This is a genomic window from Vagococcus allomyrinae (assembly GCF_017829975.1).
GTDB classification, from domain to species: Bacteria; Bacillota; Bacilli; order Lactobacillales; family Vagococcaceae; genus Vagococcus_D; species Vagococcus_D allomyrinae.
In genome coordinates, this window is the sequence record NZ_JAEEGA010000005.1 from 255,211 (window position 1) to 276,300 (window position 21,090).

17 protein-coding genes are annotated in these 21,090 nt (G+C 36.9%); 5 read left to right on the forward strand and 12 right to left on the reverse strand.

Features of this window, described 5'->3' with window-relative positions:
- Positions 1–14: 14 nt before the first annotated feature.
- A complete protein-coding gene (locus I6N95_RS09875) occupies positions 15–227 on the reverse strand; it encodes a zinc ribbon domain-containing protein (RefSeq protein WP_209527131.1) in 213 nt (70 codons plus the stop codon).
- Positions 228–466: 239 nt separating this feature from the next.
- On the opposite strand from I6N95_RS09875, the gene I6N95_RS09880 reads away from it, so the two are divergent.
- Positions 467–1,444: a biotin--[acetyl-CoA-carboxylase] ligase gene (locus I6N95_RS09880; RefSeq protein WP_209527133.1), complete on the forward strand. Its 978-nt coding sequence runs from the start codon at positions 467–469 to the stop codon at positions 1,442–1,444.
- Between the two features lie 57 nt (positions 1,445–1,501).
- On the opposite strand, the gene menA is transcribed toward I6N95_RS09880, so the two are convergent.
- The 3 genes from menA to pplA all read right to left on the reverse strand — a co-directional run bounded on the left by menA (position 1,502) and on the right by pplA (position 4,725).
- The gene (gene menA / locus I6N95_RS09885) at positions 1,502–2,446 is read right to left on the reverse strand and encodes a 1,4-dihydroxy-2-naphthoate polyprenyltransferase (RefSeq protein WP_209527136.1); all 945 of its coding nucleotides are present in this window, start codon (positions 2,444–2,446) and stop codon (positions 1,502–1,504) included.
- Between the two features lie 12 nt (positions 2,447–2,458).
- Positions 2,459–3,529 (reverse strand): FAD:protein FMN transferase, encoded by a 1,071-nt coding sequence (locus I6N95_RS09890; RefSeq protein WP_209527137.1) that lies wholly within the window; start codon positions 3,527–3,529, stop codon positions 2,459–2,461.
- Positions 3,530–3,792: 263 nt separating this feature from the next.
- The gene (gene pplA / locus I6N95_RS09895; protein WP_209527139.1) at positions 3,793–4,725 is read right to left on the reverse strand and encodes an extracellular electron transfer flavoprotein PplA; all 933 of its coding nucleotides are present in this window, start codon (positions 4,723–4,725) and stop codon (positions 3,793–3,795) included.
- 301 nt (positions 4,726–5,026) lie between these two features.
- Here pplA and I6N95_RS09900 point away from each other — a divergent pair, with 301 nt between their 5' ends.
- The 3 genes from I6N95_RS09900 (at position 5,027) to I6N95_RS09910 (ending at position 8,706) form a co-directional block, all read left to right on the forward strand.
- Complete coding sequence (locus I6N95_RS09900; protein WP_209527141.1) at positions 5,027–6,952, forward strand: NAD(P)/FAD-dependent oxidoreductase; 1,926 nt, start codon at positions 5,027–5,029, stop codon at positions 6,950–6,952.
- A 177-nt stretch (positions 6,953–7,129) separates the two neighbouring features.
- Entirely contained in the window at positions 7,130–7,663 is a 534-nt protein-coding gene (locus I6N95_RS09905; RefSeq protein WP_209527143.1) for a Gx transporter family protein, read from the forward strand.
- 56 nt (positions 7,664–7,719) lie between these two features.
- Positions 7,720–8,706, forward strand: a complete 987-nt coding sequence (locus I6N95_RS09910) for a polyprenyl synthetase family protein (protein WP_209527145.1) — start codon at positions 7,720–7,722, stop codon at positions 8,704–8,706.
- A 97-nt stretch (positions 8,707–8,803) separates the two neighbouring features.
- Here I6N95_RS09910 and I6N95_RS09915 read toward each other — a convergent pair whose 3' ends face one another.
- The 4 genes from I6N95_RS09915 to I6N95_RS09930 form a co-directional block, all read right to left on the reverse strand.
- A complete protein-coding gene (locus tag I6N95_RS09915; protein WP_209527147.1) occupies positions 8,804–9,325 on the reverse strand; it encodes a transposase in 522 nt (173 codons plus the stop codon).
- A 391-nt stretch (positions 9,326–9,716) separates the two neighbouring features.
- Positions 9,717–10,265: a hypothetical protein gene (locus tag I6N95_RS09920; protein WP_209527149.1), complete on the reverse strand. Its 549-nt coding sequence runs from the start codon at positions 10,263–10,265 to the stop codon at positions 9,717–9,719.
- Between the two features lie 11 nt (positions 10,266–10,276).
- Positions 10,277–11,089 (reverse strand): sugar-phosphatase, encoded by an 813-nt coding sequence (gene yidA / locus I6N95_RS09925; protein WP_209527151.1) that lies wholly within the window; start codon positions 11,087–11,089, stop codon positions 10,277–10,279.
- 127 nt (positions 11,090–11,216) lie between these two features.
- Positions 11,217–12,911 (reverse strand): M3 family oligoendopeptidase, encoded by a 1,695-nt coding sequence (locus I6N95_RS09930; protein WP_209527153.1) that lies wholly within the window; start codon positions 12,909–12,911, stop codon positions 11,217–11,219.
- A gap of 239 nt (positions 12,912–13,150) precedes the next feature.
- Between I6N95_RS09930 and I6N95_RS09935 the strand changes: the two genes are divergently transcribed.
- Complete coding sequence (locus I6N95_RS09935; RefSeq protein WP_209527155.1) at positions 13,151–14,779, forward strand: ABC-F family ATP-binding cassette domain-containing protein; 1,629 nt, start codon at positions 13,151–13,153, stop codon at positions 14,777–14,779.
- 104 nt (positions 14,780–14,883) lie between these two features.
- On the opposite strand, the gene I6N95_RS09940 is transcribed toward I6N95_RS09935, so the two are convergent.
- From I6N95_RS09940 to rplI, 4 genes are all read right to left on the reverse strand, one after another.
- Positions 14,884–15,750, reverse strand: a complete 867-nt coding sequence (locus I6N95_RS09940; RefSeq protein ID WP_209527238.1) for a DegV family protein — start codon at positions 15,748–15,750, stop codon at positions 14,884–14,886.
- Positions 15,751–15,863: 113 nt separating this feature from the next.
- Positions 15,864–17,156 carry an adenylosuccinate synthase gene (locus I6N95_RS09945; protein WP_209527157.1) on the reverse strand — a complete coding sequence of 431 codons (1,293 nt, stop codon included), beginning with the start codon at positions 17,154–17,156 and terminating at the stop codon, positions 15,864–15,866.
- Between the two features lie 161 nt (positions 17,157–17,317).
- On the reverse strand, positions 17,318–18,682 hold the full coding sequence (dnaB, locus tag I6N95_RS09950; RefSeq protein WP_209527159.1) for a replicative DNA helicase: 1,365 nt from the start codon (positions 18,680–18,682) through the stop codon (positions 17,318–17,320).
- A gap of 967 nt (positions 18,683–19,649) precedes the next feature.
- On the reverse strand, positions 19,650–20,102 hold the full coding sequence (gene rplI / locus I6N95_RS09955; RefSeq protein WP_209527161.1) for a 50S ribosomal protein L9: 453 nt from the start codon (positions 20,100–20,102) through the stop codon (positions 19,650–19,652).
- Between the last annotated feature and the right edge of the window lie 988 nt (positions 20,103–21,090).

Below are 21,090 nucleotides of genomic sequence, written 5' to 3' on the forward strand. Positions count from 1 at the left end.
TCGCCAACTTCTTTTTAACCACCCATCAGGAAGTCTAAAATATCCCAACCTTCAGTTGTTTCGCCTTTATACAGCTCTGTAAAGCCACAACGGGAGCAACTAACAGTAATAAACTTCTTGTTTTGGACATCAAAAATTTTAGCGAAGTTACCTCCTGTTGCTTGAAACTGGTCAGATACAAAATGCTGATTGCCACATTTATCACAATGATATTGAACTTTATCCATTCTTTCTCCTCCTTATTTTCTTCAGCGCTAGCTCACTAACTAGCTTTCATTAGCTTCGTTGCTAACTCAATACAGTAAGTATACCTTTTCTTTCTACTGATGAAATCAGTCTTTAGTCTGGATTCCACTCAGAATTACGACTGATTTTTTACAACAGAAACAAAAGTCCGCTCAAGAAAAACTATTTCAGGTTGACAATCTGATAACCTCGTTTACAATATAAGAAAAAGGAGGCCATTATGTCGACGAAGAGCGCCGTATTAACTATCTTATTAGAAAACCAAGGAACACCCATCTCAGGTGAAACCATTGCACAAGAACTGTCTCTTTCACGAACTGCTATTTGGAAAGCCATAAATGAATTAAAAAAAGACGGGCATCACATTGAAAGTGTTACCAACCAAGGTTACACCTATTTAGCCTCTGATATTCTAACCGCAGAGGGAATCCAACTTTATTTAGCACCGACAACCCCTAAAGTGACCATTAAAATTGTTGACGAACTGGAGTCAACCAATCAAAGTCTTAAAAAAATGGCAATTGATGGTGCCCCTTCCAACACGCTTTTGATCGTCAACAAACAAACCAAAACTCGTGGGCGTTTTGGTCGCGAATACTTTGCTGTTGATAGTGGCCAAGGTGTTTACTTTAGCTTACTGCTTCATGCTAACCAACACTTTTCCGAAGTTGCCCAATACACACTCATGACGGCTGTGGCAATTGCTCGGGCAATTGAAACTTTCCAAAAACAGACAGTATCCATCAAATGGGTTAACGACGTCTTTATCGGGCAACAAAAAGTCTGCGGTATCTTATCTGAAGCGATAACCGATGTTGAAACCCAAACCATCGGTTCAGTCATCATTGGCGTCGGCACTAACTTTACATTGACAAAAACTGACTTTCCCGAAGGGTTACGCCATAAAGCAACTTCTGTCTTCCCAGATGGTCATGCAACTGTTTCTCGTAATCAATTTGTGGCCACCTTTCTGAATGAGTTTTATCAACTCCTAGCCAAGCAACCAACCCACCCCGTAATTGACGAATATCGAGAACGTTCCTTAGTTATCGGGAGGGAAGTGACCTTCACTTATAATCGTCAGCCTTATAAAGGGGTTGCCACTACTATAAATGATCGAGGTGAGCTAGTTGTCACCCTCGACACGAATGAAACATTAACCCTTTCGTCTGGGGAGATTAGTCTAACCTCTTATTAAAATCAGAAAAGCGAGTAAAATCAAAAAGATTTTACCCGCTTTTCAATGATAAAAAAACTACTTTGTGAAAATCAAACTCAATAGCAACCCAACAATTTGGGCGCTATTTAAAGCCACTAAATTTTTCAAAGATATCACAAAGGTTTTGCTTTTCACTTGTTCGACATTAAATAGTCTTAAATTTTTAACCACCAAGGGAAGAGTCAAAAAAACGATCAACATGCTCCAGTGATAGACATTAAATACCACACCTATGGTAATTGTTGCATAGCAGCCATACATCAATAGATTAAACAGCTTGACGCCATTTTCTTTACCAATATAGAAAGGCAAGGTATAGCGGTGATTGGCAATGTCTTCTTCCAAGTCACACAGATTATTGGCTAACATAATATTGGCAATGGTGAAAATCATTGGCAATGAGGCCCACACAATTGCCAGTAGCGGTTTAATATCTCCGTGAATCACAAATTGCCAATTATCGATCGCTAGATAGAAAAACTGTAGATCGTAGGTATTAACATAAATGGTCATCATAAAAATGCCTAATCCCATAACCACACCACTAAAAACTTCTCCTAAAGGCATTCTTGATAGAGGGACTGGTCCAAACGTGTAAAAAACACCAATAAAACAACACGCACCACCCATTATTAACATCAACCAGCCTGTAGCATAGGTTAAATACCCTCCTACTAACGCGGAAAAAATCAACATAATAGTAATTAAGCGACTAACCTCTTTTTCTTTTAACCCTGCTTGGCCAACGATATTCGTCTGATATTTATACTCATCATTTTTAGCTTTTTTAAAATCCATAAAATTGTTAATAGCTGTTGTTGTCATATCAAAAACCAGCATTCCTGCAAAGAAAATAAGAGTTGTTTCCCAGTTAAAAGATTGGAAATAGACCATTGAAAAAAGAACGCCTATTAAAAAAGGAAACAGGCTAGCCAATTTGGTTTGAATTTCAACTAATTTAAAAAATGTACTAATGGTCATCTGCTCACTCCTTTATTTTAAATCACGAATGTCTCCAATTTCATAACCAGATTCTTCATTTAACTCAAAGGTCTCTTTCACACCACTGCTTAAATACAGTTTATCGTCCCGCGTAACAAAAATGGCATCCACATTTTTCAATTGATTAACATGAGCCATTCCTTCTTTAACGCCCATTGAAAAAATCGCTGTAGAAAGCCCATCACCATCAATCGATTCCTTGGAAATAATCGTCACACCCGCAATTTCATTATCAAATGGATAGCCTGTTTTAGGGTTAAATAGATGGTGAAAGGTTTCACCATTAACCTTTAAATTTCGTTCATAGATCCCTGACGTGACCAATGATTTATTTGAAGCCGGCACTGAACCAACAATGGTATTGCGGGCTTGATTTGGATCTTGAATCCCAACTTTCCAATCGCTGTTTTCTTTCCGAGGGCTGTGACCTAATACATAGACATTGCCACCTAAGTCAACAATTGCTGTCGTCACATCGTTAGCCTTAAAAACCTTAACCACTTCATCAGTGATATACCCTTTAGCAATCGCGCCTAGATCCAATTCCATGCCTTTTTTCTCTAAAAACACCGTCTGTTCATCATCATCAAGAATCACCTGTTCATGTTTGACTAGTTTTAAAGCCTCATCAATTTCACTTTGCTCTGGCTTTCGAGCATCATCAAATCCAATATGCCACAATTGAGTAATGGGACCTATTGATAAATCAAATCCGTCGTCTGATTCTACACTATATTGATAAGCTTTTTTGATCAATGGATAAACGTCGTCCGAAACTTTAACCGGCTTGATTCCAGCCTGTTCATTGATTTTATCTACTTCTGATCCAGGCTCATTCACGGTAATTTTATCAGCCAATTCTTTCACTCGGTCAAAGCCCTTTTTTAAGACCGCTTCTTTCCCATCATCGTAAATCTGCATTTTTACATAAGTCCCCATTAAAAACTGTTGATCACTGTAGGCTTCTTTATTAATCACAGCTTCCTCTTTTTTATTGCAAGCCGTTAGTCCTAAAACTAAAAAGAGACTCAACCCAACAACGATTTTATGTGTTTTACTCATTTTATCCTCCCCTAATTTAACTGCCCTTTTATCTTACTAAATATATTATACTGATATTTTCTTCTTTCATTTTATCAGTTAAAGGTTTAATCCGCATCAACAAATGCTTTTAATTTTTAACCAATGTTAGTTTACCTCTTTTTAAGGCAATATACAAAAATAGACCATAGTTTAATAAAATATTATTAATCCACCCCCTGACATAGAAAAACAACAAGCTCTAAAATTCAGAACTTGTTGTTTTTGTTCATTAATCTAAAAAATTATTTACCCATTACAATGTTATCTACTTCAATTTTAGCTGTGTCACCTTTTTCAGCTGCATTAACTAATTGTTCAGCGTACATTTGGAACGCGTGAGTTGAATGTGTTGCACCCGTTACAACGTCGATATTAGCTGGTGATTGATCTTCAGCTTCAAGCAATGCCTTGTTTAGAGCTGGAATAAATTCTGCTGGGCCAACACCGGCTTTTTCTGTCATCATTTCATTGTAGTCTTTATCGTCTACTTTTGATTTACCTTCAGCATTGATATTATCATATTTTGATTCAGTAATTTTTTTGTCTTTAACCACAATTGTAAAGACTGTACGGTAACCATTAGATTCGTTTTTCTCTTCTAATGTGTATTCACCGTCTTTTAAATCCGCCCCATTGTCGATTTCAATTTTATCTGTGTTACCAGCTTGAGATGCTTGGATTAATTGTTGTGCATAGTTTTTAAATGATGCTGTTGAATGGGTTGCTCCTGTAACGACTTCAACACCATCAGCTGATTGAGCCGAAACCAAAGACTCATTTAATTCAGGAATAAACTCAACTGGGCCAACACCAGCTTTGTCCTTCATCATTTTTTGATACTCTTCATCATCTACTTTAGATTTGCCATCAGCATTGATGTTATCATATTTTGATTCAACAATTTTTCCATCTTTAACCACGATTGAAAAAACAGCTCGATAGCCATTGTTCTCATTTTTTTCTTCTAGTGTAAAGGTTCCATCTTTTAAATCCCCACCAGCAATTTTAGTTGCTTCTGTTGATTCTTCTGTCTTTTCAGATGATTTTGATGTTTCTTCTGTTTTTGAAGAAGACGCTTTTGTTTCATCAGACTTGTTATCTGGTGAACAAGCTGCCAATGCCAATGTTGATAATGCTAATACCGCAAACCCCGTAACAAATTTTGTTGATTTCATGATTCTTCCACCTTTTCTTTATTTTTTCACTTTGTACATTCTTAATTGTGAAATATTTTACATAATCAGTTTATCTCATTCTTTCACACAATGCAATAACTATTTCATTTTTTAATATTTTTCACATATTTACTGTTTTTATAATGTACCTTTGTTGATTTTTTCTCATAATTTTGTGATAAACAGAAAATATATTAGACTTCTGAGCCATTTGGTTATATAATTAATTAGATTGTGTAATTATTTTCAAAGCAATTATTTTTGTACAAAGTATATCTATTTAAAAGGAGAGGTTAAAACTATGGCAAAGACTAAAATCGTCGTAGTAGGGGCTGGATATTCAGGTGTTTTCGGCACAAAAACGCTGTCTAAAAAACTGAAAAAAAATCCAGATGTTGAAATTACGCTAATTGATCGTCATTCCTATCAAACAATGATGACCGAACTGCACGAAGTAGCTGGCGGCCGTGTTGAACCGACTGCGATTCAATATGACTTGCAACGTTTATTCTGTAAAAGAAAGAACGTCACTCTAGTAACAGACAATGTAACCAATATCGACAAAGAGAACAAAGTTGTCATCACTGAGAATGGTGAATATCCATTTGATTACATCATGTTGGGGATGGGTGGCGAACCAAATGATTTTGGTACACCTGGCGTTAAAGAAAATGGCTTTACCTTGTGGTCAATGGAAGATTCCATCAAACTTAGAAAACACATTGAAGCCACCGTTAAAAAAGCGGCTTTAGAACCTGATGCCGCTTTGCGCAAAGCAATGCTGACATTTGTCGTCTGTGGCTCTGGTTTTACAGGTATTGAAATGGTTGGGGAATTATTAGACTGGAAAGACCGTCTAGCAAAAGATAATAAAATAACAGCTGATGAAATTTCATTATTAGTTGTTGAAGCAGCACCAACTATCTTAAATATGTTGGATCGCAACGACGCTGGTAAAGCTGAACGTTTTATGGTGAAAAAAGGCATTCAAATTCTTAAAAACTCACCGATCGTCGAAGTTGCAGCCGATGCTATCACGTTGAAAAACGGTGAAAAAATTCCCACTCATACATTGATTTGGACAGCTGGCGTACAGGCTAACAGCGATGCGAAAGTGTTCGAAATGGAATCAGCTCGTGCTAATCGCTTAGTTGCCAATGAATTCTTGCAAGCCAAAGGCTTTGAGGACAAAGGCGTTTATGTTGTAGGCGATTTAGTTTACTACGAAGAATTCGAAAATACACCAACACCGCAAATTGTACAAGCAGCTGAAGGTACAGGCCACTGCGCTGCTATGAATATTGTCGCTGAAGTTAACGGCACTGACAAACATGCCTATAAAGGAAACTATCAAGGCTTTATGGTGTCTATTGGCTCTAAATATGGCGTTGCTTGTCTCTTTGAAAAAATCCATTTAAGTGGCTTTATGGCTATTTTAATGAAACACATGATTAATTTAAAATACTTCCTGGATATTCGTTCTGGTTATTATGCATTCCAATATGTTATGCACGAATTTTTCCACATTAAAGATGAACGTAATGTGGCTCGTGGTCATTCTTCACGATACGGAAACGTCCTATGGTCAGTTCCACTGCGCGTTTTCTATGGCTTGATGTGGTTAGTAGAATCCATGAAAAAAGTAGTTGGTGAAGGAGATTACTTAAAGCCTTCTACTTGGTTCGGTCAGGGCTCTTGGTTTACTGACAATGTTGTGTTCCCATTCCCATGGCTACAAGAAGCGGCTACAAGTGGGGCTTCTGGTGCGGCTGAAGCAACAACCGGCGCCTCTGGTGCTGTTGAAGCAGGAGCTGAAACTGTGGCTCACTTTGGTTTAAGCTATGCTTATGGTGAAGAGCCAATGATGGTCTTTGATCACATGCCAAAATGGTTTGCTTCCGTGATGGAATTTATGATGCCTAACAAAGAAGTGGCGTTATTCTTCCAAAAATTTATGACTATCTTTGAAATCTTAATTGCTTTAGCTTTAATCGCTGGTCTTTTCACTTGGTTAGCAAGTGCTTCGACGATTGCCTTAGTAGCTGCTTTCTGTTTATCTGGTATGTTCTATTGGGTTAACATTTGGTTTATCCCTGTGGCCTTTGCTCTAATGAATGGTTCAGGACGAGCTGTTGGATTAGACAAGTGGGTTATCCCTTGGTTACAACGCACACTCGGTAAATGGTGGTACGGTGAAACGAAATCAATATACGGGCGAAGTAAATAGCGACCCTTATAAGAAAAGCTTAACGCATTGCTTGATTCACTAAGCTGGACTCAAATAAAGTTCTAAGGGAAGTTCCCTTAGAACTTTATTTGGATAAAAATGATCTATTCGTCCACTATATAGCATAAGATTTTCATTATTTATGATATACTTAGCTAATCAATCTGGAGGAAACATATGAATAAGAATAAACGACTCATCTATATTTCACTCCTAGTCGCTCAAGGCGTTATCATTGGCTTACTTGAAAATATGATTCCTTTCCCTTTTGCCATTGCACCTGGAGCTAAATTAGGATTAGCTAATTTAATTACAATCATCGCCATCTTTACAATGCCTAAGCGGGAAAGTTTCTTTCTCGTTTGCCTGCGTTTATTATTAACCACTTTTCTAGGTGGAACCTTATCAACGTTATTTTATAGCGCTGCCGGTGCATTGCTAAGTTATGCTGGCATGCTCTTGACTAAACAATTAGGACCGACGCGTGTTAGCGTTATCGGTATTAGTTCAGTAGGTGGCTTTTTACACAATGTTGGTCAATTAGCCATGGCTAGTTTTATTGCTCGTTCATGGTCCGTGATGCTTTACCTGCCAATTTTATCACTCATCGGAATTCTAGCAGGAATTGCTGTCGGTATTGCTGCTAATTATTTGCTACAGCATGTCAAAACACTGAACACTTTCCAAAAAGAGTACGAAACATCTCAATAAAACTTTATACAACATAATTTTCTATTTAGGTATTATTTTTTATAAGGAGTACACTCATGAAAATACACAAATTATGGAACGATTACCCTGATTTGTCAAAAGATCTTACTGCTACTTTAGTATTGATGGAAAAAAACATCAATTTATCTAATAAAGACGTCGAAAAAGCGATTTTAACTATGATCCACTCCGGTGGAAAACTATTGAGACCCGCTTATTTACTTCTGTTTTCACAGTTTGGAAAAGACTATGATAAAGACAAAGCCATCGCTTTAGCCGCAGCTATGGAAACTCTTCATACGGCTACGTTAATTCACGATGACATTGTCGATGAAGCAGATATTAGACGAAATCTACCTACTGTTCAAAGTCAATTTGGGAAAGATGTTGCTGTTTATGCTGGCGACTATCTGTTCGTTAGCTGTTTCAAGTTATTAGCGGATTACGCTTCATCACTTAAGAGTATTCAATTAAATGCCAAAAGCATGGAAAAAATTCTCTCAGGTGAACTTGGTCAAATGGACAACCGTTACGATACAAGCATGACCATTGATCGTTATTTAGCCAATATTTCTGGTAAAACAGCAGAATTATTTGCTTTAAGTTGTTTTATCGGCGCCTATGAAAGTGGCTGTTCTGATATTTTTGCAAATAAAGCTAAACAAATCGGTTCTTCTATCGGCATCACATTCCAAATCATCGACGATATTCTGGATTACTCGCAAACAGCAACGAGCATTGGCAAGCCTGTTTTAGAAGATGTTAAACAAGGCGTTTATAGTTTGCCTTTACTCTATGCTTTAAAAAACAATTCTCAAGCTCTGTTGCCCTATCTCGAAAAAAGGGAGCAGATGACCGATCAAGATGCGGAGAAAGTCTTCCAACTCGTTCAAGAAAATGGCGGAATTGAAGCAGCCCAAGCTTTAGCTGAAACTCATACTAATAAAGCTTTAAAAGAAATTTCCAAGCTTTCTACAACTACTCAAACAGTTAAAGACACTCTTTATGCATTAACCAAGCAATTATTAACACGCATCCAATAACAAACAAGGGAAAAGACGCCAGTGCTTGCAGGCGTCTTTTCCCGGCTCTACGTCAAATGATGTGGATGGCTAGAAATTAATCAAAATTATCGACAAATTAAGCGGCTCTGGCAGCGATGGCAGGGGTGCTTTTTTGTGTTAAGTTAAAGCTCACTAAAATGCGATGTTTGAAGTTCCAAAAACTGCGGTACCCATAAGCCACCCTTTTGATGACCTTTATTTTATTGATCGTGCCCTCTAAAGGACTATTTGAAAAGGAATACTTAAACGTATTTTCGATTCGTGGTAAAGGCTTCTTTAAGGTCTTTAAAGACGTGGTCATCAGGGAAGAACCCCCTTCAGGCATTGACTCAACGACGTGTTTGAAGGCATCAAAATCATTTCTCTGGGAGTGGAAAAGCAACGTTTGGTAAACGTTGTAGGTTGCCGTTAATGTTGGATCTAAGGTCTCTAAATAATCGATCACTTCCGTTTCAGTCATCGGCTTTTTGAAAAGTCGTTGATACTGATAGGTTTGATAGTTGAGTTCAGTGGATGATTTAAGAAAGAGACGCCAGTAATGCTTGAGTTTACGGTAGTTTTTCATGTTTTCAGAGTTGGATGAAAAGAAGGCTTTCATCGTTTGCACGCGTGTTTAATTTAAAGAACGCGAGACCAGCTAGACCAAATGGAAGCGATCAATGAGGGTTGCCAAATAAACTTTACTGTTAACGCCGTTGATTTTTTTCTCTTCGCAAAAGTTTTCCTCAAATGTAATGTGTTTATCTTTCAAATCTAGTGACATTCGGATATAATGATTATGAGACATATGAATTTTCCTCTCTGGATGGGTTTTCGACGACTTCATTCTATCGGAAATAATCATATGTTTCTATTTTTTCGCCCTAAAATAGGTGTGAATGATTTTTTCTCATCCACACCATAAATTATACAGCCCTTTTCCCTTGTTTAATTATCAACACTCACAGAACCCTATTATAAACGACTGCGAAAAGTTGGCTATTACCTGTTTATTTTTTAAACAGTCGTGAAAAAAAGCCTTTTGTCTCTTCGTCTTTGATCGGTAACTCCTCAGTGGCTGTTGTTGCCACTTCTTCCGCAGGGCTTGCCTCCTCCACAACTTCTTCAGTTGTCTCATCTACCGAATGAATCGCCACTTGATTATCCACTTGTTTCATGCCCATATTATGGCCCAATAACGCCTGCTGATTTTCTGTAATCTTAATCAATTTTCGTGTTAATTCACGAGAATTTTCCCGTTCAATCTTTAGTTCATCATTCAATTTACTGATTTCCTCTTGTAGCCAAGTGACCATTTGACCTTCCTTGGAAAGAGATTTTTCCTCAGACTCTTGAGACTCACCATTTGCAGTTAAAACACTTTCTTTGCGGTCGCCACCGATAAATTCCAATCCTTCATCAGTCAACATTCTAACGCCATTTTCATCGGTTGTTAAAAAGGTTGCCAATTGGCTATCATCCATATTTTTAATCCGTTTATAGATGGCTTGTGTTGATATACCTAAAAGTTCTGCTGATTCTTTAATTGTTTTTGCCATTTTTATCACTCCTAATTAAATGCATGTGTGATGATAGCACATGCAACACCATCTTGATCATTCGACGAAGTTTCCACATCTGCCGCCGCTTTTAACACAGGAACCGCATTAGCCATGGCAACACCTATACCTGCGTATTTTACCATTGACAGATCATTTTCATTGTCACCTATCGCCATGGTCTCTGCTTGTTTAATTCCTAAATGTTGAGCCAGTTCGTGCAAGGCCTGCCCTTTATTTGCCTCTTTATTTAATACTTCATAATAAAAATCAGCGCTTTTAGCCGTTGTGTATTTTTCTTTAAACCAATCTGGTATCTTGGCAATTGCTTGATCCAAAATGACTGGTTCATCAATCATCATCATTTTAACAATGTCCATATCAGGCGACATCTGATCAATTGAGCGATAATAAAGGGGCATTCCTGTCAACCCCACTTCGTGAATCGTATAAGGACTAATATGATGATTAGCTGTGTAAATATGCTGCCGATCAATCGTATGCAAATGAGATCCCACTTGACGAGACATAGCTTCAATTTCAATGAACTCATCAAAGGTTAAGCCGTATGAGACAATCGTTTCTTGCGTATCACTTGCTTGAACAAGAGAGCCGTTGTATGTAATAACGTAATCGCCGGCTTCTTCCAAATTTAATGCTTTTAAAGATGACAACACACCTGGATAAGGTCGGCCTGTGGCCAAAACAATTTTGATGCCCCGAGTTTTTGCTTCTGTGATTACCTCTTTTGTTTTAACCGTAATTGCTTTATTTGAATTTAATAACGTGCCATCAATATCAATGGCCACTAATTTAATCGACATACACAAGCTCCTTCTAACTGATTTTAACATTGCTATTTTTCTAGTTTACCTCAAATAATTCTTTACTGCCACATTTCAGTGTAAATAGTCGTAAGGACTGGAACACTCATCCCAGCCCTTACAGTTGTTACAAGTAGCTGTCATCGATAGTACTTAGATAGCCATCAATCGCAGACATCACCTGAGTCAATGCGCCTTTTTCAAAAGGGGACACTAACTTTGCTACTTCGATAATCTCTAAAAAGGTTTTAGTCCCACCTATTTGACAAATCGCTAGATAGTCTGACCACGCTTGTAAATCTTTATCAACATGATTTCTTTTCCAAAATTGGAAGGCGCAAACTTGTGCTAATGTGTAATCAATATAATAAAATGGCGACGCAAAAATATGGCCTTGACGGAACCAGTATGTTCCCTTTTCTAAAAATGGATCGTCTGAATAGTCTCGCTCTGGACAATAAATTTTTTCTAAATTGCGCCAGACATCCTTACGTTCAGCAGGTGTAAGATTTGGTTGAGCATAGATTTCATGTTGGAAATGATCCACTAACACACCATAAGGTAAAAATTTAACGGCACCAGCTAAATGGGAAAACTGATATTTAGCCGTCTGTTCTTCAAAAAACAAATGCATCCAGGGCCATGTAAAAAATTCCATACTCATGGAGTGTATCTCACAACTTTCATAGGTTGGAAAAACACATTCTGGCTGCTGAATCCAACGGGATTGATACACTTGAAAAGCATGCCCTGCTTCGTGAGTTAGTACGTCAATATCTCCTGATGTCCCGTTAAAATTTGCAAAAATAAAAGGGGCTTGATCTTTTGGAATATAGTCACAATAACCACCACTTTGTTTACCAGGTTTACTTAATAAATCCAACAGTTCTCCCTCAACCATAGTTGTCATAAACTCACCTGTTTCAGGGGACAATTCCTGATACATTTGCAATCCCTTATTAACAATTTCAGTCGGTGTCCCTTTAGGAATCGCATTACCTGTTAGATATTCCAAAGGCAAATCGTAATGAGCTAATTTCGATACGCCTAAACGATTTCTTTGACGTTCGTATAGTTTTTGTGTTAAAGGCACGACTTGATTTAAGATCTCCTGTCGATAAACCTCAACCATTTCGCGATTATAATCAAATCGATTCATCAACCGGTAACTCATCTCAACATAATCCTTAAATCCAAGGGCTTGAGCCATCTTTGTCCGAACCTCAACCAACTGGTCAAAAAGTCTATCAATCACAACTTCTTGTGATGCAAAATAAACACTGTGAGCCAAAGTGGCCTGCTGACGAACCTGTCGATTTTCATGTTCTCGGTAGGGTCCTAATTGTGGTAATGTCAATTGTTTACCATCAAATTCCACTACAGCAGAAGCGATTAATTTATCATACTCACTAACCAGCTGGTTTTCTCGTTGTAATAATTCAATGATCTTCGGTGAAAAAGTTTGGGCTTTATTCTCAGCCATTAAGAAAAAAGTTTTAGGAAAAATAGTTCTTAATAGTTCTTGATGAGGAGAAGCTAACATGGTTTGATAGTAGTCATTTAATAACTCTTCATACAATGGACCATATTCGTTCCAATAATCATTTTCCTGACTATAAAATTCATTTGATGTGTCAATCGAATGGCGAATCATGCCTAAGACTTCCATTGAACTGAATTGACTATGAATCCGATTAATTTCTTCTGCTATTCCTACAACATCATTAGCCTTGGCCATTTTTAACGCTTTAACATGGTTTGCCATGTCCAGCTTGACCGCCTCATAGTCCGGTCGTTCATAAACAAATTGAGAAAACTTCATAGGACACCTCTTTCAATTAATTAGTCTTATTGTTATTATAACATCTTCTAGCAGTTTAAAAAGACGGTCTTTTTGCGTAAAAAAACAAATTAAATGACTATTTTCATGATAAAAAATAAAATCCTGGCTTTTCCTATCAACTACTGGTTTTAAAGGTTGTAATTACTAGCATTCCTCGATATAATGCAAGGAGGTCTATCTAGAAAATAGAGATAAAATTATCAGAATTGAGGAAATATATGATTACTGTATCAAATGTTAGTTTACAATTACCCGATCGTAAGTTATTTGAAGATGTTAACATCAAATTTACACCCGGCAACTGTTACGGCTTAATCGGTGCCAACGGTGCTGGAAAGTCCACGTTTTTAAAAGTTCTGGAAGGATCAATTGATGCTTCTACAGGGACAATTACCTTAGGCCCTGATGAGCGCATGGCAACCTTAAAACAGAACCACTTCGACTATGAAGAGCAAACTGTTTTAGCCACGGTTATGATGGGACACAAACGATTGTACGAAGTGATGCAAGAAAAAGATGCTGTTTATATGAAAGAAGACTTCACTGATGAAGACGGTATTAAAGCTGCTGAACTAGAAGGTGAATTTGCTGAATTGAATGGTTGGGAAGCTGAACCTGAAGCTGCTATGTTATTACAAGGTTTAAATATTCCTGCTGAGCTACACGATTTGAAAATGGCAGAATTAACTGCTGGTCAAAAAGTCAAAGTCTTACTGGCTCAAGCTCTTTTTGGTAAACCTGACGTATTACTATTAGATGAGCCGACAAACGGTCTAGACACTCAGTCAATTGCTTGGTTAGAAGAATTTTTAATCAACTTTGAAAATACTGTTATCGTCGTTTCCCATGACCGTCACTTTCTAAACAAAGTCTGTACGCACATGGCGGATTTAGATTTCGGTAAAATTCAACTTTACGTTGGAAACTACGATTTCTGGTTGGAATCAAGCCAACTAGCTTCTAAACTGCAAGCTGATCAAAATTCGAAAAAAGAAGAAAAAGTCAAAGAATTACAAGACTTTATCGCTCGCTTTAGTGCTAACGCCTCAAAATCAAAACAAGCAACTTCTCGAAAAAAAATGCTTGAAAAAATTACACTTGACGACATTCAACCCTCTTCACGTCGCTATCCCTTTGTTGGCTTTAGTCCTGAACGTGAAATTGGCAATGACTTAGTTACCGTTGAAAACATATCAAAAACAATTGACGGTAAAAAAGTGTTAGATAACATTTCATTTACTTTAACAAAAGACGATAAAGTTGCTTTTGTTGCTACTAACGATTTAGTGCCGACAGTTCTCTTTAAAATTCTAATGGGTGAAATGGAACCTGATTCCGGTTCAGTTAAATGGGGTGTGACAACGTCTCAAGCTTACTTACCAAAAGATAACTCCGATGAATTTGAAGGCAATGAGCAAGCGATCGTTGACTGGTTACGTCAATACGCTGGCAAAGAAGAAGACGACAATACCTTCCTACGTAGTTTCTTAGGTCGTATGCTCTTCTCAGGAGAAGATGTGATGAAACCTGTTAATGTTCTTTCAGGTGGTGAGAAAGTTCGTTGCATGTTGTCTAAATTAATGCTCTCAAAGGCTAACGTTTTAGTTCTAGACGACCCTACAAACCATTTGGACCTAGAGTCTATCACAGCGCTTAACGATGGTCTAATCGCCTTTAAAGGCTCAATTTTATTTGCTTCACATGACCACCAATTTATTCAAACATTAGCTAACCGTATCATTGCTATTTCTGATAAAGGGGTAGTGGACCGTGCTGAAACAACTTACGATGAATTCTTAGAAAATAAGGACATTCAAGCACGAGTAAAAGAAATATTCAGCAACTAAATTCCAATAAAACTAGCCAAGCAAGATTAAATTGCTTGGCTAATTTTTTACTTGCTTAATCTTCTAAGAAAAAGACGAGCTAAACTAAAAGTTAGCCCGTCTTTTTAACGTTCTTGACCAAATGAAAACACGGCAATTGCGCCATAACCTGTATGACTAGCGATCGTAGGTCCCATCCTTAGCAGCTGGATGTCTCTTGTGTTTAATTGGTCTGACAAGCCTTCTTTAACAGCTTCTCCAGCCTCTTTATCACCTGCATAGGCAATATAGATGGTCTGATTCTCACTGTTAACAATCCCACGACAGGTCTCATCCACCAATTTCTTCAATGAGTGGCGGCGCCCTCTAACTTTGCCGACATTAATCAATCTTCCTTGATTATCAACAATGATTATCGGCTTAATTTTTATTAAACCACCCACCGCTGCGGCTGTTTTAGAAATACGGCCACCACGCTCTAAATGATTTAAATCATTTACCGTGACCCATGAATGAACTTTCAATAAATTATTGTTCAACCACACTTGAACAGCAGCTAGGTCTTGTCCGGCATCTCTTAACTTAATCACTTCATGAACTAATAATCCTTCTCCTAAACAAGCGGCTTTTGTGTCAACGATCGTAATCGGTAACTCACCATGCTCATCTTTCAATGCTTCCAATGCCATTAGAGCATTATTATAAGAACCACTTAATGCGGATGAAAAGCACAAATATAACAACGGTGTTTCACTACCGATATAGTTTTTAAAAATCTCCAAATAAGTTCCCATATTAATTTGCGAAGTTGATGGCATTTTCCCATTTTTTAATTCAGTCATAAACCAATCATAATCAAAGTTTTCGCCAAGATCATCAACATACTCTTTGTCGTCTAAATTAATCATCATACTAACAAACTGAACATGATTCTCTGCTAAATACTCATAAGGTAAATCGCAACAAGAATCTGTCATTAAATCAAACTGCATCCCCAAAACATCGCCTCCTTTGTGACCAATTATAACATAGATAGAAAACAAGATACATTCAAAGCCGTTGCTAAAAAGGAAGGAGACGTGCGCCTCCCTCCGTAGCTAAATAATTAAATTTGAGCCCAAACACTTTCTAAAACATTGGTTTGATTACGATCTGGCCCCACTGAGAAAGTAGAAACCCTCACGCCCACCAACTCAGAGATACGATGAACATAATTACGAGCATTTTCAGGTAATTCCGCCAACGTTTTACACCCTGTAATATCTTCTTCCCATCCAGGTAATTCTTCAAAAATAGGCTTACAACGAGCTAATTCTTTTAGACTCGCTGGATAATGATAAATTTTTTCACCATCTAATTCATAGGCCGTACAAATTTTTACAGTTGGTAAACCACTTAAAACATCAATTGAATTAAGTGATAAATTAGTAATCCCTGAAACTCGTTTGGAATGACGCATAACAACTGTATCAAACCAACCTACGCGACGAGGTCTCCCGGTCACTGTACCAAATTCACGACCAATCGTTCTAATTCGATCACCCGTCTCATCAAATAATTCTGTAGGGAATGGCCCATCCCCTACTCGCGATGTATAGGCTTTACAAACACCCACTACTTTATCAATTTTGGAAGGACCTACGCCACTCCCTATAGTTACTCCACCAGCTACTGGATTAGAAGAAGTCACATATGGATATGTCCCTTGATCTATATCTAGCATGACTCCCTGAGCACCTTCAAATAGCACTCGTTTTCCATTGTCCAAAGCATCATTTAAAATAACAGAAGTATCCGTAACATAGGCTTTGATTTGTTGGCCATATTCATAATACTCTTCAAAAATATCATCAAAATTAAGCGGTTCTGCCTCGTACATTTTCGTAAAGACTCGATTTTTTTCTTCCAGATTAATCCTTAGACGCTCTTCGAAAATATCTTTATCTAATAAATCTGCCATTCGAATGCCAATTCTAGCAGCTTTATCCATATAAGCAGGACCGATCCCTTTATTTGTAGTCCCAATTTTATTATCACCTTTAGATTCTTCTTGCAAAGTGTCTAATAAAATATGATAAGGTAAAATAACATGAGCACGATCAGAAATACGTAGATTATCAGTTGTTACGCCTTTATCAGCTAAATAATTAATTTCTCTAACAATTGATTTAGGGTTAACGACGACACCATTACCAATAACACTTATTTTATCTTTGTAAAAAATTCCTGATGGGATTAATTGTAACTTATAGGTTACACCATCAAATTTTATTGTGTGTCCGGCGTTGTCTCCACCTTGATATCGAGCAATAACTTCCGCATTTTCACTTAAAAAATCTGTAATCTTGCCTTTTCCTTCATCGCCCCACTGTGTACCAACTACAACTACTGATGACATCTGAGCACCTCATTCTTTTTTTTAAAGTCCTTGTTCATTCTAACAAGTCCCACCCATAAAATCAAGTTATAAGCGAACGTTAACCTCATTTATCGTATTTAACACCACAAAAACCCAACTAATCATAAAAACACTTGCAAAAACAACATAAAACACGAACATTAAAATTCATCTCGTGTTGATAAAGACGAAAACTTATTGTATTCCTTAATAAATAACAACTCTACAGTTCCTCGAGCCCCGCTCCGGTTTTTTTCAATAATAACTTCTATGATGTTATTATCTTCTTTCTCCTCTGCTGAATCGTCACCTTCCTCGTCACGATAATAATCATCACGATATAAAAAAGCGACAATATCCGCATCTTGCTCAATTGAACCCGACTCTCGAATATCCGATAAAACTGGTCGTTTATCTTGACGTTGCTCAACACCACGAGATAATTGAGACAGTGCTATAACAGGTACTTTTAATTCCTTGGCCAACTTCTTTAATTGACGGGAGATTTCAGAAACCTCTTGTTGTCTATTTTCTTTTCCGGTTCCTTCAATTAGTTGTAAGTAATCAATTAATATCAAACCCAAATTTCCTCGTTCTTGATGTAACTTTCGACATTTGGCCCGAATTTCCGAAATTTTAATCCCTGGTGTATCGTCAATGTAAATATTTGCCTTAGATAAACTTCCCATAGCCATAATTAAATTTTGCCATTCCTCTTCATTTAATTGACCAGTTCTCAGATGTGCAGCTTCAATAGTACCTTCCGCACACAACATCCGATTAACTAAAGAACTCGCTCCCATCTCTAGACTAAAGATAGCTACAGAATGATCTGTCTTTGTGCCAATATTCTGAGCAATATTCAGAGCAAAAGCGGTTTTCCCAACAGCTGGCCGAGCGGCCAATATAATCAATTCTTCTGGTTGAAGCCCTGCAGTCATTTTATCCAAAGCATGATACCCAGTTGGTATTCCTGTTATTTCTTCTTCTTGTTGCGATAGACGATCAATTTCAGCGAACGTTGTGTTTAACACTTCTGATATTGATAAAAAGCCACTACGATTTCGTTTTTCTGAAACTTCTAAAATTCGGCGCTCAGCATCATCTAAAATGGCTTCAACTTCTTCGCCTTGTTCAAATCCTTGACTAACAATGTCAGTTGCCGTTTGAATCAAACTTCGCAATAACGATTTTTGTTCAACAATTTTCGCATAATGGACTATGTTCGCAGCAGTCGGTACAGCCAACGCCAGTTCTGATAAATACGATAAACCGCCAACGTCTTCGACCAATTTTTGATTTTCCAATTGGTCTTTTACTGTAATAACATCAATCGCTTCACTTCGATTATTCAAATTTAACATGGTTTCAAAAATCAACTGATGGCTTCGACGATAGAAATCTTTCGTTTCAATATATTCCATTGCTTCAATGATAGATTCAGCATCTAAAAAGATTGACCCTAAAACAGCTTGCTCAGCTTCAATATTTTGTGGTGGAATCCTATCTTGCATTACTTCATTCATTCACTGTCTCTCCTATTTCATGTTTCAGCTTACATCATGCTATAAAACAAATTTCCATACTTTATTAAGACTAGCTGAACCAGTTAGCTAACCTTGAAAGAAAACTAGTAAACTATTAAGGTGAAGTTCTTTGTCACTATTCTCTCCTCAAAAAACATTTCATTATTTACTTGCAACCTTAGCATCCAGAAAACATTCTTGTTATTTTTCTACCTTCTCAATACACTTAATCAAAAAAGTTGAACGAGGCGTTACCGTTGTTCTTATTGCCTTACTTCATTGTCCCTTAACTTCTAATGAATAACTTCCTAAAAATAACGGCATCTATTAGGAACAAGGGACATCGAAGTTAGAACTAAAAAAATAGCAACATAATTAAGTGATACTCTACTACGCATTGCGACCTTGTCCTAAAATTCTAAGCAAGTAACTCTACCAGAGTTAAAGCTCTACGTACGCTACGCTTCGTCCTTCAAAACTTAATGCTTTAGCATGGATCTGCCTTGTGAAGCAGGATCCAAACTACAATATAGAGAACGTTTTATACTTTCCTATAAAGTCAGAAAAGTTGAACACGGTCGTTCAACCTTGATAGTAAACAGCTAAATAGTTAAGTGACGCTAACATTTGCAACATCCTTTACCTACAGTATGGCATAAACAACTCGAACAGTGGTAGCGGCTATTTTGATTGCTTTAACAATTCCAGACAAAGGACACTCTTCCTTTTACCCTCATTCATTACTTTTAATCATCTTAGCAGATAACCTAGAACTATCTAACACTTTATTTCGTTATTCTTATCTTAAGGACTAATTCTGTCAGAATAACGGCGGCAAATGAAAGTTATAAAGATCTATATCAATCAACCTGTAGTCAGCCTCATAAAGCCAGATCTTAATTCACATACCAAATTCCCCATCCTTTTCTTATCATTCAAAAGGAAAAAGCGAATAAATCTATTCGCTTTACTCTGTTACAACATGAACTCTTAATACAGCTGTCACTTCATGATGAAGTTTAACTGGAACATTACTATACCCTAATGTTCTGATTGGCTGTGGTAAATCCATTTTGCGTTTATCTAACTTAATGTCATGTTGTTTCTTTAATGCATCAGCAACTTGCTTTGAAGGAATTGAGCCAAACAATCGGCCATCTTCACCTGCCTTAGCTTTTATTAACACTTCAAATCCCTCTGTTTCAATTTTATTTTTCAAAGTCATCGCTTCTTGCTTAATTTCTTCATCCAGTTTTTGTTTCGCTTTTTTCTGTGCAGCCAATTCACTCACATTTCCTGTCGTAGCTTCTTTAGCATAACCATTCTTAATTAAAAAGTTTTGGGCGTATCCTGAAGCAACTTCTTTGACTTCACCTTTTTTCCCTTGACCTTTGACATCTTTAGTAAAAATAACTTTCATAAATCAAACACTCCTCTATATTTATTACTCTATATATCGAGTTCTTTGTTACGTTACTCCTCTATTCTACCACAATTTCCGACTACCTCAAATAAGAATTAGTCAGCAGCATTAAATGTTTCACGTGAAACATTTAATGCTGCTGACTAATAAACATTTAACAGTCGAAATGATTTAGCTTCAAATTTTCAAGTTCATAAAGGACTGTAGTCTTTCTACACTGAACCAGATCACTCTAACCTCAATAGATTAAAATGAATGGGTTTCAGATCTCCTCTGAAACAATCTCTGACCTATTAATATATCAGATAATTACTTTTCAAAACAGCAACATGATTTAGTTAAGTCTTTAATATTATTCTCCCTTTCAATTCTTACTTACTATTCTTAAATAAAACATGATGAGAAACAAAATTGAAATGCCTCATACTTTAATACTATCACAAATCCCCTACCAATATAATTCAGTTATTCATTCGTTCATTCTGATTTATTTCGAATATACTTTTATCACTTTTCGAATCACCTTCTATCAAACAGTTCTTAACAAGATACCTTTCCTAAATCGAGTAATAAGTACTACTAATACAGGCTGAGGATTAACCACATCATTTTTAACATCCATGATCATTCTCAATATTACTAACTTAGATAAATTGCCAATTGTATGGACAACATAATTTGGCTTTTGAAAAGTAGTTTTTCAACTCAACAATCATTTAGCTTTAATTGATCTTGAAGCATTAGATTCAGAACGGAGTAAAAAACTATAGTGTCTTTCTTCCCCTGCCAGAAACAACGAGAATAAATTTGATGAGCTCAAATTACTTTTCCAAATAATTACTAAGGAACCACTCACACGTTTTTTCCATTTTTTCTCTTCAACTTTATTCAATAAAACTATCTCATTTCTCATAAAAACACTTGAGCACAAAAAATTGAAGTCATATTTCTTTATGGAATTTTCAAAAGAATAGCCTTATCTTAA

What these genes read in the sequence shown, in the direction of transcription:
- I6N95_RS09935 (WP_209527155.1), top strand. Translation starts at nt 13,151, where the DNA reads ATGATTACTGTATCAAATGTTAGTTTACAATTACCCGATCGTAAGTTA.
- rplI (WP_209527161.1), bottom strand. Translation starts at nt 20,102, where the DNA reads ATGAAAGTTATTTTTACTAAAGATGTCAAAGGTCAAGGGAAAAAAGGT.
- pplA (WP_209527139.1), bottom strand. Translation starts at nt 4,725, where the DNA reads ATGAAATCAACAAAATTTGTTACGGGGTTTGCGGTATTAGCATTATCA.
- dnaB (WP_209527159.1), bottom strand. Translation starts at nt 18,682, where the DNA reads ATGAATGAAGTAATGCAAGATAGGATTCCACCACAAAATATTGAAGCT.
- I6N95_RS09875 (WP_209527131.1), bottom strand. Translation starts at nt 227, where the DNA reads ATGGATAAAGTTCAATATCATTGTGATAAATGTGGCAATCAGCATTTT.
- I6N95_RS09920 (WP_209527149.1), bottom strand. Translation starts at nt 10,265, where the DNA reads ATGGCAAAAACAATTAAAGAATCAGCAGAACTTTTAGGTATATCAACA.
- I6N95_RS09945 (WP_209527157.1), bottom strand. Translation starts at nt 17,156, where the DNA reads ATGTCATCAGTAGTTGTAGTTGGTACACAGTGGGGCGATGAAGGAAAA.
- menA (WP_209527136.1), bottom strand. Translation starts at nt 2,446, where the DNA reads ATGACCATTAGTACATTTTTTAAATTAGTTGAAATTCAAACCAAATTG.
- I6N95_RS09890 (WP_209527137.1), bottom strand. Translation starts at nt 3,529, where the DNA reads ATGAGTAAAACACATAAAATCGTTGTTGGGTTGAGTCTCTTTTTAGTT.
- I6N95_RS09940 (WP_209527238.1), bottom strand. Translation starts at nt 15,750, where the DNA reads ATGCAGTTTGATTTAATGACAGATTCTTGTTGCGATTTACCTTATGAG.
- I6N95_RS09880 (WP_209527133.1), top strand. Translation starts at nt 467, where the DNA reads ATGTCGACGAAGAGCGCCGTATTAACTATCTTATTAGAAAACCAAGGA.
- I6N95_RS09910 (WP_209527145.1), top strand. Translation starts at nt 7,720, where the DNA reads ATGAAAATACACAAATTATGGAACGATTACCCTGATTTGTCAAAAGAT.
- yidA (WP_209527151.1), bottom strand. Translation starts at nt 11,089, where the DNA reads ATGTCGATTAAATTAGTGGCCATTGATATTGATGGCACGTTATTAAAT.
- I6N95_RS09930 (WP_209527153.1), bottom strand. Translation starts at nt 12,911, where the DNA reads ATGAAGTTTTCTCAATTTGTTTATGAACGACCGGACTATGAGGCGGTC.
- I6N95_RS09915 (WP_209527147.1), bottom strand. Translation starts at nt 9,325, where the DNA reads ATGAAAGCCTTCTTTTCATCCAACTCTGAAAACATGAAAAACTACCGT.
- I6N95_RS09900 (WP_209527141.1), top strand. Translation starts at nt 5,027, where the DNA reads ATGGCAAAGACTAAAATCGTCGTAGTAGGGGCTGGATATTCAGGTGTT.
- I6N95_RS09905 (WP_209527143.1), top strand. Translation starts at nt 7,130, where the DNA reads ATGAATAAGAATAAACGACTCATCTATATTTCACTCCTAGTCGCTCAA.